Annotated in this window: 11 protein-coding genes; 8 read left to right on the top strand and 3 right to left on the bottom strand. The window is 58.0% G+C overall.

From position 1 onward, the window contains the following. Positions 1-110: 110 nt before the first annotated feature. The 7 genes from AC0YNU_RS22025 (at position 111) to AC0YNU_RS21995 (ending at position 11,775) form a co-directional block, all read left to right on the top strand. Entirely contained in the window at positions 111-2,489 is a 2,379-nt protein-coding gene (locus AC0YNU_RS22025) for a hypothetical protein (RefSeq protein ID WP_475760638.1), read from the top strand. After that, positions 2,486-5,950, top strand: coding sequence for an endo-alpha-N-acetylgalactosaminidase family protein (locus AC0YNU_RS22020; protein WP_475760636.1), 3,465 nt, complete (start codon positions 2,486-2,488; stop codon positions 5,948-5,950). Before AC0YNU_RS22025 ends, AC0YNU_RS22020 begins: the two co-directional genes overlap by 4 nt. A 36-nt stretch (positions 5,951-5,986) precedes the next feature. After that, positions 5,987-6,988 (top strand): asparaginase, encoded by a 1,002-nt coding sequence (locus AC0YNU_RS22015; protein ID WP_475760634.1) that lies wholly within the window; start codon positions 5,987-5,989, stop codon positions 6,986-6,988. A gap of 135 nt (positions 6,989-7,123) precedes the next feature. Then, complete coding sequence (locus tag AC0YNU_RS22010; protein WP_475760632.1) at positions 7,124-7,996, top strand: sugar phosphate isomerase/epimerase family protein; 873 nt, start codon at positions 7,124-7,126, stop codon at positions 7,994-7,996. A 28-nt stretch (positions 7,997-8,024) separates the two neighbouring features. Beyond that, positions 8,025-9,320 (top strand): alpha-L-fucosidase, encoded by a 1,296-nt coding sequence (locus tag AC0YNU_RS22005; RefSeq protein ID WP_475760630.1) that lies wholly within the window; start codon positions 8,025-8,027, stop codon positions 9,318-9,320. Continuing rightward, the gene (locus tag AC0YNU_RS22000) at positions 9,320-10,813 is read left to right on the top strand and encodes an arylsulfatase (RefSeq protein WP_475760628.1); all 1,494 of its coding nucleotides are present in this window, start codon (positions 9,320-9,322) and stop codon (positions 10,811-10,813) included. Before AC0YNU_RS22005 ends, AC0YNU_RS22000 begins: the two co-directional genes overlap by 1 nt. A 44-nt stretch (positions 10,814-10,857) precedes the next feature. Further along, the gene (locus tag AC0YNU_RS21995) at positions 10,858-11,775 is read left to right on the top strand and encodes a metallophosphoesterase family protein (RefSeq protein ID WP_475760626.1); all 918 of its coding nucleotides are present in this window, start codon (positions 10,858-10,860) and stop codon (positions 11,773-11,775) included. A 331-nt stretch (positions 11,776-12,106) separates the two neighbouring features. Here the strand turns inward: AC0YNU_RS21995 and AC0YNU_RS21990 are convergent, their stop codons facing one another. Further along, the gene (locus AC0YNU_RS21990; protein WP_475760624.1) at positions 12,107-12,370 is read right to left on the bottom strand and encodes a hypothetical protein; all 264 of its coding nucleotides are present in this window, start codon (positions 12,368-12,370) and stop codon (positions 12,107-12,109) included. Positions 12,371-12,634: 264 nt separating this feature from the next. Between AC0YNU_RS21990 and AC0YNU_RS21985 the strand changes: the two genes are divergently transcribed. Then, positions 12,635-13,681, top strand: a complete 1,047-nt coding sequence (locus AC0YNU_RS21985) for a DUF4037 domain-containing protein (protein WP_475760622.1) — start codon at positions 12,635-12,637, stop codon at positions 13,679-13,681. Between the two features lie 47 nt (positions 13,682-13,728). Here AC0YNU_RS21985 and AC0YNU_RS21980 read toward each other — a convergent pair whose 3' ends face one another. Further along, on the bottom strand, positions 13,729-15,318 hold the full coding sequence (locus AC0YNU_RS21980; protein WP_475760620.1) for a helix-turn-helix domain-containing protein: 1,590 nt from the start codon (positions 15,316-15,318) through the stop codon (positions 13,729-13,731). After that, positions 15,293-17,059 carry a cache domain-containing sensor histidine kinase gene (locus AC0YNU_RS21975; RefSeq protein WP_475760619.1) on the bottom strand — a complete coding sequence of 589 codons (1,767 nt, stop codon included), beginning with the start codon at positions 17,057-17,059 and terminating at the stop codon, positions 15,293-15,295. Before AC0YNU_RS21975 ends, AC0YNU_RS21980 begins: the two co-directional genes overlap by 26 nt. Positions 17,060-17,163: the final 104 nt, after the last annotated feature.

Here is a 17,163-nt window from a genome sequence, read left to right as displayed (position 1 = left end):
TACAAACATAACAATCTATAAAACTAACAATCTATAGCAGCATAGCGATGTCCTTTCCAAGTCATTTGGGAAGGACATCGATTTTATGGACGGAAAAGGAGATGCGAAGGATGGTACGATTTCAGGCAGGAAGCTTGTCCTTTCAAATTAGCGATCGAGGCGAACTGTTCGGCTTAACAGACGAGGCAAGCGGTAAAAGCCTCGATGCCGGGAGCCGCCGATCGCAGCTGCTGCGCATCGTCGCAGGCGGGACGATCAAGGAAGCAAGCAAAGTGCAGTACGATGATGAACAAGGCGTGCTGATCTTCGTATTCGATGGGCATCAGGCGCGGATCGACGTGAACGTGGGCTTGAAGGAGAAGTATGCGACTTTCGAGGTGACCGGAATTGAAACGGCGAACGGCTCGGCGGACATCGACGCGATTCTGTGGGGACCGATCGCGACGGGATTGCAAGGTTCGGTCGGCGAGTCCGTAGGCGTCGTCCACGACGGGGAGTTTGCCATCGGCTTGATGGCGCTGAACATGAAAACGATCGGCGGCTGGCCCGCTGAACTGAATAGACCGCACGATGCGGACGAGACGTACCCGGACAGCAAGTTCGACTACGCGGACAGCACGGCTTGGCCGATTCAAGGCGGCAGCCTGCTGCAAGCGTTTGCGCGCAATCGGACCGTCGGCGGACGCAGGCCGGTATGGAACTTGCGAGACATCGAGGTTGCGCCCGTTCAAGGCGTCGACGCGGAGTTGACCGGCACGGGCATGGCGTTGTTCGGCTGCGCGGCGGACAGCGTGCTTCCGGTCATCGAAGCCATCGAGCTTGACGAGGACCTGCCGCATCCTGTATTCGAGGGCGAGTGGGGTAAGACATCCGCGGCGGCAACGCAATCGTATCTCATCACCGATTTCTCGGAGGCGACGATCGACGAGGCGGTGCGGTATACGAAGCTTGCCGGCCTGAACTACGTGTATCATCCGGACCCGTTTGCGCAGTGGGGCCATTTCATCCTGAAGCCCGGCCAGTTCCCGCAAGGCGACGACAGCCTTCGGGCCTGCGTAGAATCGGCTGGACGCGAAGGCGTGAAGGTCGGCGTGCATACGCTGTCCACGTTCACGACGTTGAACGATCCTTATGTGACGCCTGTTCCGGCCGCAGGGCTGCAGAAGGTCGGCACGGCAAGCTTGATCGAGCCGGTTAGCGCGGATGCGGACGAGATCGCGATCGATGATCCGCAGCCGTTCCGAGAGAGCCTGTATCGGAATTCGGCCGTGCTCGGCGGGGAAATCGTCACTTACGAATCCGTGTCGGAGGACGCGCCTTGGAAGCTGCTAGGCATCCGAAGAGGGGCGAACGGGACCGCCGCGTCGGCTCATGCGGCCGGATCGGAGATCGGGCGGCTGTGGGATCATCCGTACGACGTGTTCTTCCCGGATCTGGAGCTGCAGGATGCCTACAGCAGCCGGATCGCGGAGCTGCTGCGCGCGACGGGCGTGAAGCAAATTTCCTTCGACGGGCTGGAAGGCTGTTATGCAACGGGCCATGACGGCTACGGCGTCAACCGTTTCGTGAAACAGAGCTACGACGGCTGGGGAGCGGAAGTGATCAATGACGCGAGTATCGTCGTGCCGAACTATCTGTGGCATATCTTCACGCGTTTCAACTGGGGCGAGCCTTGGGGCGTATCGACGCGCGAGGGCCAGCTGGAATGGCGACTGACCAACCAGCGGTATTTTGCCCGCAACTTCATTCCGCCGATGCTCGGCTGGTTCCTGATCCGTTCGACCTCCGACCGTTTCGAAGCGACCACGCTGGACGAGATCGAGTGGGTGCTGTCGAAAGCGGCAGGCTTCGGCGCGGGCTTCGCGCTCGCGGCCGATATGGCCGTTCTCCGTCGCAACGGCAATGCTGACGCGCTGCTGGAGATGGTGAGCCAATGGGAAACGGCTCGCAGCGCAGGCGCCTTCACGGAGTCGCAGAAGGAGCGGCTGCGCGATCCGAAGAGCGATTGGCATCTCGAGCCTGCGGAGGACGGCGGTTGGCGGCTCGTGCCGGTGAGCATCTCCAAGCCGCTCGTATGCAGCCCGGAAGAGCTGCAGCCCGGCCAGCCGGGAGGCGCGGATTGGGCGTTCTACAACAAGTTCGGCGAGCAGAGGCTGCAATTCTGCCTGCGCGTGTCGCCCGGATACGGCAACGCGGATGCCGGCATCCGGCGGCCGACCTTCTATACGAACGGGGAGTACATGACGTTCGAGACGGATGTGCGGGCGAACGAATATCTCGTGTGCAGCGGGGACCGGACCGGGAACATTTATGATTTGAACTGGAATCTGCTGAGAACCGTTCAAGCTTCCGCGGATGCGCCGATCGTTCGGGCAGGCGGGCAGACGGTCTCGTTCAGCTGCAAGTTCGAAGGCGATCCGAAGCCGGTCGTAAGCGTCACTGTCAGCACGTGGGGCACGCCTGAGGAAGTAAAGGCGGGAGCGCAATGATGAATGCGATCCGTCCATGCCGAATCGCATTCGGCGGCGGCCTCGAAGTGCAAGAGGATTCGGATGACAAATTCAGGCTGTTCGCGAACGGCTCGGACACCGGGGCCATCGCGGCGGACTTCGAGACATTGAGCGACGGGGAGTTTGCGTTCACGATGACGCCGCTCAGTCTTGCGGGGAAAGTCGGCGGGTTGATTCGCTATACGGCACCGGACAGCTGGATCTTCGTCGGCTGCGATACGCCGATGGACCCGTTCGGCAAGAGCACGTGGATATGGTCGATGCCATGCGGCAAGCAAGGCGTGCTGTTCCGATCCGACCCGCTCTATGAAGGTCACCGTTATGCGATCAAGCTTCGCTTCAACCGTACGGTACTGACCGTATTCATGAACGGGTATCCAGTGTTCCACGGCGAGTTACCCGAATGCAAGACCGGAGCCGGAGCCGTCGGCTTCATGGCGCTGGGAGACGGGAACGACGGAGGCGGTCATGCGCGATTCGGAGATGCGCAGGCCAGCGTTCTCGACGATAGGTACCGATCGGATTTCTCGCCGACGAACGGCGACGATGAGGCGCAAGCGAGCATCGCGTTGTCTTCGGAACGCATGGACGTGGAGGTGGATGCCGCGTTCCCGCGGGTATTGCGCTATCGGTGGAAGGCAAACGGGGCTTTGTTGTACGGCCAAGAGGAGCGACTTGCCTATGTCGAGCTGAACGGCGAGCGGTATATGCCGATCGTGGATACTTCGGCGCCAGGCAGCAGCGAAGTGAATTATCGGCTTCGCTTCCCGCAGCTTCAGGTAGAGATGGCGGCGGCTTTCGTCGTCGCGGGAGCGGCGCTCCAGCTGCGCATTCACGGGATCAAGGAATCCGGTGACTTCCGGATCCGCACGATCGAGTTTCCTCAGCATGGGCTTGTATCCGTCCGCGATACGCAGGAGGGTGCGGCCTATGCCTGCGCCGAAGGAATCAAAGGCGATACGTTCGGCCGCGTATCCGAGGAACCGGCCGAGCCGGCAGCTCGCTATCGCGCGATCGCGATCGTGAATACGGCGCAGCTGGCAGCTAGCGTAATCGGCAATTCGATGCATAACCGGCACCGTTTGTGCGTGCAGACCTCGCAGCGAGACGGCTATAAGCAGACCGCGGTATGGAACGCCTGCTGGACGTACCGGGGACCCGATATGGCCGTCATCGGCGAGCCGTGGTCCAAAGTAATCGTGACGGATGACCGCAACGGGGATGGCATCGTCGACTGGCAGGACGGGGCAATCGCGGTTCGAGAAGCGCTTCCTCCCCTTCCGGGTGCCGATGTGCTGCGGCGCAGCTATGCCCATATCGCGATGAATTTCGCCAGCTTGGCGCAGTATCCGTTTCTTCGCATTCTGGATAACGTGAAGAAATTTCATCTCTATACGGACGGCTTCGGTCAGATGCTGGAGTTAAAAGGTTATCAGAGCGAAGGCCATGACAGCGGGCATCCCGATTACGGCAGCAATTACAACGAACGGGCCGGCGGCTTGAAGGATTTGAACCTGCTGGCCGAACGCGCCCTCGGCTTGGGGGCCGTGATCGGCGTCCATATCAATCACAGCGAGGCTTATCCCGAGGCGAATGCGTACGATGCTTCGCTAGTCACGACGACGCCCGGATGGCGATGGATGGATCAGTCGTATTATATCGACCGGGAAGCGGATATCTTATCCGGCAACTTCGATCGGCGGCTTGACGAATTGAAAGAACAGGCGCCGCATCTGGGCTTCGTCTACGTGGATACGTATCGCGACGAGCATTGGGCGGCGTGGCGGCTATCCGGCAAGCTGCGCGGCAACGGCTGGACGATCTGGACGGAGGAAGCCGACGCGCTCGATTCCGATGCCGTGTGGACGCATGATTCCACGGGCGACAGCCGCATTTCCCGGTTTATCCGTCACCAGGACAAAGACGTCTACGCCGAGGATGCGCTGCTCAAAGGCGGATATGCGCGTTACGGCGACAACGGGTTCATGGGCTGGCAGCGCGAGCGCGATATTCATGCGGCCGTGAGATCCTTCTATACCAAGCAGCTTCCGTATCGTTATCTGATGCACTTCGCCATCCTGCGGTGGAAGGATTCGGAGGAGGCCGTGCTGGAAGGCGGCGTGACGTCCCGGCTGGAGAACGGAGAGACGGTCATTCGGAAGAACGGAAGGACGATCGCGATCGGCGATACCGTCTTCATCCCGTGGGATCCGTTTGCCGAATCGAAGATTTACCATTGGAACGCCGCCGGCGGCGAGACCGCATGGCAGCTCCCCGACAGCTGGCCGAAGAGCGGGACCGTCAAGCTGTACCGCATGACGAACCAAGGGCGCGCATTCATTCGCAACGTGGAGGTTCTCTCCGGCATCGTGGCGATTGAGGCGGAGGCTAGCGTTCCGTATGTGATTTATCCGAAGGAAGCGCCTCCGGTTCCAGATATGAATTGGGGCGAGGGCAGCCCGTTGAAGGATGCGGGATTCGACAGCCACGGGTTTGAAGCGTGGTCGAGATTCTCGACCGCAGGCACTGCCGACCATATCGCGATCGCGGAGACGAGCTACGGGCAATCGTATCTGCGCATAAGCGGCAATGACGGCGCCGACGGAGAGGTCTCGCAGCCACTGCGAGGTCTGGAACGCGGCAAAGCTTATTCCGCTTCCGTATGGGTCGAAGTATCGGAAGGGCGGGAAGCGGCGATTCGATTGTCGGGTTACGGCGGGCCGGAGCTGGTCCGAACGATTCGACGCACGGCGGTCGTGAACTGCGACGTCGATTCGGACAAATGCGGCACGTTTTACCAGCGGCTGCAAATTCGGTTCGTTGTGCCGGAAGGCGAAGGAGAGGCTGAATCCGATGAGATATTTCATCCCGTGCTGACCCTCGCCGCGGCCAAAGGCGAACCGGATTCCTACGTGCACTTCGACGATGCGCGCGTGAGGGAAGCGGACTTGCCTTCCACATCGAGCCATGACGTCTATGAAGATTTCGAGCATGTGGACGAGGGCTGGGGCGTGTTCGTCAGCGCCAACCCGAGAGTCGGCAAGACGCATCTCTCGCAGCTTCATCCGGGCTATACGGCGGACACGATCGAGGGGCAATGGTCGCTGAAAACGATGGATGAGCTCGCCGGCGAACTGGTACGAACGCTTCCGTCCAAGCTCGCGCTGCTGCCGAATCAGACCTACGCGCTTTCCTTCGCCTACAAGTCGGAGAACGAGGGTCAATATGCCGCGGCGCTGCGAACTTGGGACGGCGGTCCCGCGCAACAATTGTTCTTCGAGCCCTTGCGCGCGGGCTTGCGGGAGTGGAAGATAGAAGTGACAACAGGACCTTATACGGATTATTATCTTGCTATCGTAAGGAATGACGCCGAACCGGGCTGCCTGGTCATCGATCGATTCGCTGCCGATGTTGTCGACTGTTCGCGCGGTACTGATTGAACGAACGAACGAACGACAACTTAGGGGGAATACGGGATGACGGAGGTTCTGGTCACGGAGTATAGGGGCGGTTACGCGGAAAATTTGCACTATGGCCATATTTGCGGCGTCGACGCGAACGGCGTGCGGTTCGGAACGGGCAATATTCGCCATTTGACCTTCCTTCGTTCGGCCGGGAAGCCGATTCAAGCACTGCCGGCGCTCATGCATGGCGCGGATGAAGCATTCGGCCTAACGGAGAAGGAGACGGCGATTCTAACGGGTTCGCACTGGGCCGAGACGTTCCATGTCGCGGAGCTGGAATCGATGATGGCAAGGCTGGGCGTCGAAGAGAAGCAGCTGGTCTGTTCGCCGTCTTATCCGCTGAACGAGTCGGCACGAGATGCCTTGGTTGCCGGCGGCTTGCCGAAGCGGCGAATCTACCATAATTGCTCCGGCAAGCATCTCGGCATTATGGCGCTCTGCAAGCATCGGGGCTACGACTTGTCCGGTTACACGGACGGCGATCACCCCGCTCAGCGGGAAATTATCGCCATGCTTGCGTATTTGGCCGGCATGCCGGTACACGAGGTGGCGACCGGCGTCGACGGCTGCGGCTGTCCCGTGTTCGCTATTCCGCTGGACCGGATTGCGACGGTATACCTGAAGCTGGCACAGCCGCAATTGATCGACGATGCGTCCGTTCGCCGGGCCGTCGTCAAAATGACGAGGCTGATGAACCGCTATCCCGAGATGGTGTCCGGAACGGGGCAAATCTGCTCCGCGCTGCTGATGGACGACAATATCGTGGCTAAAGGAGGCGCGAAGGGCGTGTACGGCTTCGGCCTGCGCGAGGAAGGACTCGGCTTCGCGCTGAAGGTGCTCGACGGCTCCCAAGAAGAATGGCCCTTGATCATCGCTTCGATTCTGGAGCAGATCGGTTACGGCCGCCGGGCGACGATCGATCGCCTGCGTGCGCTGGCGCCCGCGGATATCTACAATGACAACGGCTTGATCGCGGGCAGAAGCGAGACGGAGTTCTTGCTGCAGCGGTATTAGGCTGCGAAGCGAAGCTCTTAGTGAAGCCTTAAGTAAACCCTTAAGTAAATTCTTAAGTAAACCCTTAAGTAAACCCTTAAGTAAAACCCGGAGTGAAAATCGGAATGAAACCAACTAAAGAAAGGCGGCAATCGGATGAAGATCGGATTAAGCACATATAGCTTGCTCGGCGCGCTGAAGTCAGGCGAAATGACGGTACTGGACGCGATAGACTGGATTGCGGATAACGGCGGCGAACATATGGAGATTGTTCCGTACGGATTCACGCTTGTCGATCATCTGGAATTGGCCGATGCGGTACGCGAGAAGGCGAAGGAAGCCGGCATCGGTTTGTCCAACTATTCGATGCCCGCCAATTTCGTGCAGCCGAACGAGGAAGCGTTCGAGGCCGAGATGGCCCGCGTGAAGGAGCATGTCGATGTCGTTCATCGGCTTGGCATGACGCATATGCGCCATGACGTCACGGCGTTTACGATCGGAAAGGAGCAGACGACGATCGCTTGGTTCGAGGAAAGCTTGCCGCTCATCGTGAAGGGAAGCCGGATCATAGCCGATTACGCAGCGCAGTTCGGCATTACGACGACGATCGAGAATCACGGCTTCAGCGTACAGGCAAGCGACCGCGTGCAGCGGGTGCTCCAAGCCGTGGACCGCCCGAACTTCAAGACGACGCTCGACGTCGGCAACTTCATGTGCGTGGACGAGAATCCCGTCATCGGCGTCATGAAGAATCTGCCTTACGCATCCTTGGTTCATGTGAAGGATTTCTATTTCCGGCCTTTCGATGAATCGCCGGGCGGCGGCGACTGGTTCCGGACGAGCAATGGCAACTATCTGCGCGGCGCGATCGTCGGCCATGGCGAGATTCCTCTCCGGCGTATCCTCAAGCTGATCAAGGCCTCCGGGTATGACGGGAACATGACGGTCGAATTCGAAGGCATGGAAGAGTGCAAGTCGGCGTCGCGAATCGCGATGGACAATCTTCGCCTGCTGTGGCAGGAAGCATAGGGATATGGGAATAGGAGGCGGTACAAGCATGCAAACAGAACAGAGAATCGTGCCGACGGCCAAGCAGCTGGCCTATCAGGATTGGGAATTCGGCTTGTTCCTGCATTTCGGCTTGCGGACGTTCTATGAAGGGTACGCCGATTTCGACGAGCGGCCGATGACGCCCGCCGATTTCAATCCGACCGGCCTCGATTGCGAGCAATGGATTCGCACGGCCAAGGAAGCGGGCATGCAGTACGCGGTCTTGACGGCGAAGCATCATGACGGCTTCTCCAACTGGCCGTCCAAGTTCAGCAGCTTCACGGTCGAATCGTCGCCTTGGAAGAATGGCCAAGGCGATGTCGTGCGCGAGTATGTGGATGCCTGCCGCAAGTACGGCATGAAACCGGGCCTCTATTATTCGCCTTATGACGGCTCGGCCGACTTCTATACGCAGGATGCCAAGGCCTACGATGATTATTTCGTCCATCAAATTACGGAGCTGCTCGGCAATTACGGCGAGATCGACATTCTCTGGTTCGACGGCTGCGGCTCCGAGGACCATACGTACGATTGGAGCCGGATCATCGGCGAGATCCGCCGGCTTCAGCCGGGCATCCTTATCTTCAATATGGGCGATCCCAATTTCCGCTGGATCGGCAACGAGGACGGCGTGGCGCCGATCCCTTGCTGGAATGAGGCGGATGCCACCGACTTCTCGATTTACACCGATAAGAAGGAGGGCTTCGGCAGCCGGCTGTGGCTGCCTGCGGAATGCGACGTGCAGATGCGGAACAACCGGATTAGCTGGTTTTACAGCGAGCTTGACGAGCATAAGGTCAAGAGCGTGGACGAGCTGACAGGCCTCTACTACTTATCCGTCGGCCGCGGCACGAACCTGCTGCTGAATATCGGCCCGGACCGCGAAGGCCTGCTTCCGAACAAAGACGCGGAGCATCTGACCCGCTTCGGAGAGGAGATCCGCAGACGCTTCGAGCATCCAATCGCGACGCTTGCGCAATGCGTGCAGGAAGGACAGGCGTGGACGTATACCGCTCCCGAGCCGCATCTGATCGATCATATCGTTATTCAAGAGGATCTGACGGGAGGAGAGCGCGTACTTGCGTTCCGCATCTCGGTCCTAACGGCCAAATCCCGCCGGGAGGTCGCCGTATACGAGGGCCGAAACATCGGCCATAAGGCGATCATCCGTATTCCGGCCATGAACGCCGCCGGCGTCGTCGTGGAGGTAACGGAATCGAACGGCGAGCCCGTCCTGCGCGAGCTTTCGTTCCATTATGCGGGAGAAGCAGCGGCGGCAGCCGGACAGCTCGGAGGTCAATAATGAAATCCATCAAGAAACCGAACCTGCTGCTCATTACGGTCGATCAAATGCGCTTCGATTGCTTAAGCGCGCTGGGTCATCCGCTCGTCGAGACGCCGAATTTGGACCGCCTGGCACGCTCCGGCACGCTGTTCCGCAACGCCTATTCCGCGGTGCCGACATGCGTGCCCGCACGGGCGGCGCTCATGACGGGGATGAGCCAGCGCTCGCATGGCTGGGTCGGTTACCAGGACCGCGTGCCGTGGACGTTCGAACATACGATGGCCGGAGAGCTGGCGGCTGCCGGTTACCATACGCAGTGCGTCGGCAAGATGCATATTTATCCGGCCCGGCATTTATGCGGGTTCCATAACGTCGTGCTGCATGACGGCTACCTGCATCATAACCGCGGCAAGCACGACAATGCGGCCGACGTTCATTTCGATCAGGTCGACGATTATTTGACCTGGCTTCGCCAGACCGGCGGCGCGCAGCTGGACATCACCGATAACGGGCTGGATTGCAATGCCTCGACCATGGCGCGTCCGTGGCATTTGGCCGAAGAGCAGCATCCGACGAACTGGACGGTTACGCAATCGATCGATTTTCTGAGGCGGCGCGATCCGAGCAAGCCGTTCTTCCTGTATACGTCGTTCGTCAGGCCGCATTCCCCGCTCGATCCGCCGCAGGCTTATCTCGACATGTACAACGGTCTCGAGTTTCCTGAGCCTCCTATCGGGGACTGGGTAGATGGCGAGGCAGCGGAGAGGCAGTCAGGCGACCCGACGATGATCTTCGGCCGCATTCCCAAGCGCAGGCTGGATCGCGCGCAAGCGGCGTACTATGCCTTGATTACGCATATCGACGCCCAGATCGGCCGATTGGTGAACGCGCTGCAGGAATACGGCGTGTGGGAGAACACGGTCGTCATGTTCTTGTCCGATCATGGGGAGATGCTGGGCGACCATCATTATTTCCGCAAAGCGCTGCCGTATGAAGGGAGCGCGAAGGTGCCGTTTATCCTAAGCGATCCCACAGGCAGGTTCGGCATCCGCGCCGGCAGCGAGGCGTCGGCGGTCATCGAGCTGCGCGACGTGATGCCTACCCTGCTCGACATTGCGGGCGTGCCGATCCCGGCTTCGGTCGACGGCCGCAGCGTGCTGCCGGTTTGCAGAGGCGATGAGCAGGAATGGCGCCCTTACATTCACGGCGAGCATAGCTACGGGACGCTGTCGCATCAGTTTGCGACGGATGGCCTGGAGAAGTATATCTGGTTCTCGCAATCGGGCGAAGAACAATTATTCGATCTGATCCATGACCCGGAAGAAAGGACGAATCTCGCGCATACTCCGGAGTGGCGGGATCGGCTGTCAGCTTGGCGGGAGCGGGTCATTGCGGAATTGACTGGGCGCGAGGAAGGTTATGTATCGGAGGGCCGCCTCGTCGCGGGCCGCCGGCCGGTAACGCTGCTGACGTCGAACAAGCGGGACGAATCGCCTGCAATCGACGGATGATAGAGCAGCCGCTCAGGTTCCGGGAAGACGGGACGTTTGTCATCGTGCAATTCACGGACGTGGAATTCATAGACGAATACGATGCAGACCCGGAGTCTGCGATGTTGGACGGAGAGACCCGCAAGACGATGGAGAAGGTCATCGAGGCGGAGCAGCCGGATATGATCGTGTTCACGGGAGACGTCATCGCGAGCGCGCGGGCAAGAGATCCGATTCAATCGTTTCGGAGCGCCATCGCGGTCGCGGAAGAGAACCGCATTCCATGGGCGGCCGTGTTCGGGAATCACGATTCGGAAGGATCGATTCCAAGAACAACGCTTCATGAAGCACAGCTCCAGTACCCCCATTGCATAGCACAGCCGGATCCTCCGAATGCGAGCGGTACCGGGAATTTCGCGGTGACCGTGCAAGATGCGAATGACAGGCTTGCGGCGGCACTCTATTTTCTCGATAGCGGGGATTATTCGCGAATCGCGGGCATCGAGGGATACGACTGGGTTCGCAGGGACCAGATCGATTGGTACGCGGCCAATTCCCGTGCGTTGACGGAGCGTAATGAAGGCATTCCGCTGCCATCGCTCGCTTTCTTCCATATTCCCCTGATCGAATACGAGGAAGCCTGGGAGACATCCGTTTGTATCGGCCATCGAATGGAGGGCGATTGCAGCACGCCACCGATTAATTCCGGGTTGTTTGCCGCGATGTTGGAGCTGGGGGACGTCGTCGGGACGTTTGTCGGACATGACCATGCCAATGATTTTTGCGGGGAGCTGCACGGCATTCAATTATGCTACGGACGGGCGACCAAATACGTGAGCTATGTCGACGGCAAGCGCGCGAATCACTTTCCCACGGGGGCCAGAGTCATTCGTTTGAAGGAAGGCGAACGCCGCTTCGATACGTGGATCCGCCAATCGGACGGTTCGGTATCGTCTCAGCCCGAGCATCATCCTGGCAAGTGAGAAGCCAATAGGCGTGGCGTTCAATCGCGTGCGGGGCTAGGCGCGTGGGAATAGAAATGGAAATGTAACTGTAATCGAATTGAAATGCTAGTTTCATCTTCTCTTAATGAAGCAAGCCTATAATAGAACTCGACCCCCTTTTAAAATATACACTTTAGACCCGCGGCCCGTTGCTGCGGGTCTCTTTTTTTCGCAAGCGAAGATTCTTCCATTTTTTAAATTTCTTATCGATGATAGAACAATCCGGTCGATCGTAAAAAAAACAAAAAGGCTGCCAATTGGCAGCCTTAGTTGTGGATTACGAGTTAATCATTGATGACAAGTAGGGAGCTTAATGCTCTTCCGGATGCTCCTTTATTTGTTGAGCTAGGCTTTGCATACGGCTTGCTTCGGATTTCGGAAACCCCATGTTAACCGTTTTAACGCTGCAAAGCTGACAAGAACAATGAACCTTATTTTTGGACAACCGCCCATATTGCTGATTAGGCACATGCCAGTAAAGTATTTGCATGGCGATTTTCTTTTTGCGAGCAATGGCTATTTGTCGTTGATAGCGAACAAAAGCTTGATTTCGATTTCTGCGTGTCGGTTTCAAATCATCACGTCCCCTTGGTTAGAGGCCCAGCCTGCAAAAGACACCAAGGATGTTGTAGATCTCTTACAGGCTGAGCGTGATGATAGACGCCTTCTGTTTCAAAGGGATCGCTTCCTTTCCAATTCCGTTCCAGCGGTTTATAGTTGATTGTACGTTATTGTCGGAAGCATCACAAACCTATTATGGAAATAGATGCGCTTGACCAGCAACGTTACGGACGGGCAGGATAGTTCAATGCTATTGGAGGTATCGGGAATGTCGGTTATGAAAGGCATCGAATTATGCCGCCGATTTCATGGCGAAATCGTTGAACCTGCAATGACGCAGCATTACGCTTTCTTGCCCTACTCATCGGCGCTCATTGGTCCGGGCAGCGAAGTGCTCGGGTACGATACGGAAATGTCGACGGATCACGATTGGGTGCCCCGAGTGTATCTTTTTCTTAACGAACTAGATGTCGGGTATGCGGAACAAATTCAATCCACGCTGCGCGAGCAAGCTCCGGAACGGTTCTATGGCTTCCCTGTCGATATCAGGAAGAGCGTCATCACATCGGTGCCGAGGTTCATCGAAAGTTACCTAGGCGTTAGCAAAAGTGAACGCCTAGATCTCGTAGATTGGCTAACGTTTCCTTCGCAGTCGCTGCTCGAAATCACGAGGGGAGAAGTTTATAGGGACGACGATGGCCAACTTGCCGCTTTACGCAAACAGTTCGACTATTACCCTCCCGACATTTGGCTGTACCTCATGGCATCCGGCTGGCAGCGAATCGGGCAAGAAGAACATCTGATGCTTCGTTCGGGTTATGCAGGCGACGAGCTGGGATCCGCTATTATCGCTTCGCGCCTTGTCCGCGATATCATGAACCTATGCTTTCTCATGGAGCGTCAGTATGCGCCTTATCCAAAATGGTTTGGCACGGCATTCAAACGTTTGAAATGTTCGGATTCGCTTATGCCCCATCTGCGGTCTGCCCAAACGGCAGCAGCATGGAGAGAACGCGAGCATGCTTTGAATCATGCGTATGAGTATCTAGCAGGGATGCATAATGGATTAGGGCTCACCGAAAAGATTCCTGAGAACGTTTCAGCGTTCTTTGATCGTCCCTTTAATGTCATGCACGGTGAAGAAATTGCGAGCCTCATGGCAAATGAAATTGCGGACCCGGACATCCGACTGTTATCCCAAACGCGGTTGATCGGCAGCATCGACCAGATTACGGACAACACGGATTTCAGATTAATGAAGTGGCCTGAGGGAGAAGGAGGAAGTACGAGGCATGCGTTGAGAAAGCTATATGATTCGGAATAAAATCGCAAGCCCCGATCGGATGATGCCGATCGGGGCTTATTTCGCGCTTACCTGGAACGCCGATACTCTTTCGGGGACAGACCGAAGTAGTTTTTGAATGCGCGGGAGAAGTGATACAGATTGCCGTAGCCGACCCGCTCGGACACTTCGTTCACGCGCAGCGTGGGATCCTGCAGGAGCTTGCGCGCTTCCTCCATCCGCACCTTGATCAAATAGGCGGTGAAAGTCAGCCCGGTCCGTTCCTTGAACAGCCTGCTGAAGTAGGAGTAGTTCATGGACACCCGGTTCGCCATCTCCGCGAGCTGGACGTCGCGGTTGAAGTGCTCCCTGACGTAGGCTTCCGCGAACGAGATGACGGTCTCCTCCGGTTCGGCGTTCTCGCTGAGAGCTTGCTTGGCGGAGTCGGCGTACGCTTTCAGATGCCGGCGAAGATCGCCAAGCGTATGGAAGGAGGCCAGCGCGAGAACCTGGCCGATCCTCTCGAACGTAAGCCGTCCGCTGAAGCGCCGCCGGATCTCCGTCAGCAGCAGCTCGTAGATGGCCTCGACGTGCTCGACGGAAGCGTTCCCGATCAGGCTGTCCGGCAGCCAGCGGTCGATCCAGAGCCCGATTCTCTCCAGTTGGAGCATTTCGACGGCGAGGCGAAGCTCCTCAATGTCTTTGCGAGCGGGAAGCTGTACGTCGAGGCCGCTTGGCGGCATGGTTGGCTGCCAACGCAACACGTCGCATGGCTGCCGCAGGATCCGATACGACATGGCGAGCCGCGCCTGCTCGTACAGCTTTCGCAAGTCGGCCGTTCGACCCGCCTCGCTGACGGCAACGACGGCCGATTGCCGCCCTTCATCTCTAAGCCGCCCGACGGCGTCACTGAACAGGGTACCCGAGACGCTGGACGAGAAGGCATCCGGAAAATTGACGACCGCGCAGACGTTTCCGCCTCCGTCGTGAAAGACGACTAGCCGAAGATGACCGGCCAATCCGGCGTTTCGCGTCTCGCGTTCCAGCGTGTTCTCGACTAACGCCAAATCCGCGGCGTTGAAGTAGGAATCGCTTACATGGAACAAGGCCACGACGGTCTTCGCATGAAGCAAATCCGGTTCCGTTAGCGAGTGATCCGCGACGCCGCCGACAACAGCGTCATCGCTTCCGAAGCCGCCGTCGCGAGGGCTGGCGGCGTTCAGGATCGCATTCAACCGCGCGGCAATCGCCAATCGTTCGGTTTGACGGCCTCGCTCCGCGAGCGCGGCTCGTCCGGCATCCTCTTCGATGGCTGCGATTGCCGCCCGGATTTGACTCGCTAATTCGGCGGATCCCGCCGGCTTCAGCAAATAGTCGAGTACACCGTATTTGAACGCTTCGCGAACGTACGCGTAATCGCCGTAGCCGCTGAGCAGGATGAATTTGGTCAGCGGCAGCTCGGACGAGAGCCGGCGGACGACTTGTACGCCGTCGATATCGGGCATGCGCATGTCCGTGATGACGATTTGCGGCTTTAGCTCGGCGGCGGCCCGAAGCCCCTCCTCTCCGCCGCAAGCGACGCGGATCTCCGATATTTCGTTCAGTCCCGCACGTTCAAGCTTGGCTTTGACCCCTTCGCCGATCAGGCTTTCGTCATCGATAATGAGCACGCTGTACATGGTGTATGCCTTCATCTCCTATATCGCAGGGAATGGTCACGATCGTCTCCGCGTATTCGCCTTCCACGCTGTTCAGCCGAACCGCATAGGCTTCGCCATAAAACAGCTTCAATCGTTCGTTAATGTTGCCGAGGCCGATGCTTTCCCTTGCCTGATCGTTGGTCGGCGCGTAATCGGAGTCCCTGAACCGCCGGTTGAGGAAAGCGAGGCGAGCAGGTTCGACGCCTTGGCCGTTGTCCTTGATCGCGATCAAGACGTTTCCGTCGGACGCGACCGAAGCGGACAGCGCTATGCGCAGCGAACCGTTCGGCGAATAGCCGTGCTTGATGCTGTTTTCCACGATCGGCTGCAGGATGAAGCGGATCATGCGGAGCGGCAGCAGCCTTGCCGGCACCTGAACGGCGAGTTCGATGCCAGTGCCATACTTGACTCTTTGCAAATTCATGTACTGCTCCAAGTATCGGATTTCGGATTCGAGCGTCGCGAACTTCGATTGCCCGTCCATGTTGTAACGCATCATTTTGCCGAAGTCGGCCATCGCGTCGGATACGTCGAATTGCCCGGCGAGTTCCATCCTCGCGCTGAACATATCGAGCGTATTATAGATGAAGTGGGGATTGATCTGCGATTGCAGCGCGGCCAGTTGGGCGTCCTTCTGAATCGTTTCTTTGCGAATCATGTCCTTCATCAGCGACGTGATCTTGTTCAGGAGCAGATTGAACTTCTCGGTTATGACCCCGAACTCGTCTCGTCGTTCGATCGGAATCGGATCGAAGCCGGCTTCGATCGCTTGGTCCATCTGGCGGATGCTCGTTCTCATCTTGCGAAGCGCCATCTTCAGCACGGAGTAGAAAGCGAACAGCAGGACGACGGTCGTCGCGATGAAGACGAGGTTGCTTGCGACCTGCCAGGAGTTCGCCGTGCCGGGAAGCTTGACGTTCATCAGCATGGACAAGCCGATGCCTTTCAGCGTCTCGCCGATATAGAGACGACCGTCGCGGACGGCATGGCCGCCGCCGGCCAGCGTCTGCTGCAGCGGGAGCGGAAGGTCGAGTCGGCTCCCCGCCGGGAACAGGATACGACCTTCTCCGTCCGCGATCACGACGTCTTGCCCGGTCGCCGGCTGCCCTTGCACGCTCGTGGCGAGCAGATCGTCCGGCCGGACTTCGACGAGGGTGAATCCGATATCCGCGCCCTCCAGCGAGATCATCTTCTGCACGTAGCCGAAAGTTCGGCCGTTCTCCGGGTTATCGCGCACGATCCACGCCGACTTCGAGCCGGACCGGGCGAACGGAGCGTACCAGGGCTCGCGCATCGCTTTGGATGACTTGTAGAAAGCACCGAAGCCCTCGGGGATCGTCTCGTTGTTCATGAAGACGGATATTTTCTCAGTATTGACCTTTTGGAACAGCATCGCGTAGTTAATAAGCGGCGCCGCGTAGCTGAAATACGTATCCAGCGAATTGTCGTCTTCGGAGAAGGGAGTATCCAAAAATTGCTGCAAACGATAGTTGTAGGTAATGGAATTGCTCAGGCTCTCGATCAAATCGATCTTGTTCTCGATCGTGAAAGTCATCTGCTTGAGCGTCGTGGAGGCGCTTGCAATCAACTGGGCCCGAATGAAACGCTGGGACTGGTCGTAGGTGTAGAGACCGAGCGTTGTAAAAGGAAGCAGGATCAACAGCACGAAAGCCAGCAGGACCTTGCTCTTGATGCTCATGGCGTTCAATTGACGGCGCAACGGCGGACCTTCTCTCCATGGGATTGAATCGTCCTTGACCTATTCGACAATTATCGCACCAACCCTTTCGGCTGTCTGGAAGAAGCAAAACGAAGGTATCAAAT

Source organism: Paenibacillus sp. J31P316 (genome assembly GCF_056269105.1).
The sequence above is the reverse complement of the archived record's forward strand: the minus strand, read 5'-3'. Positions and strand labels throughout refer to the sequence as shown.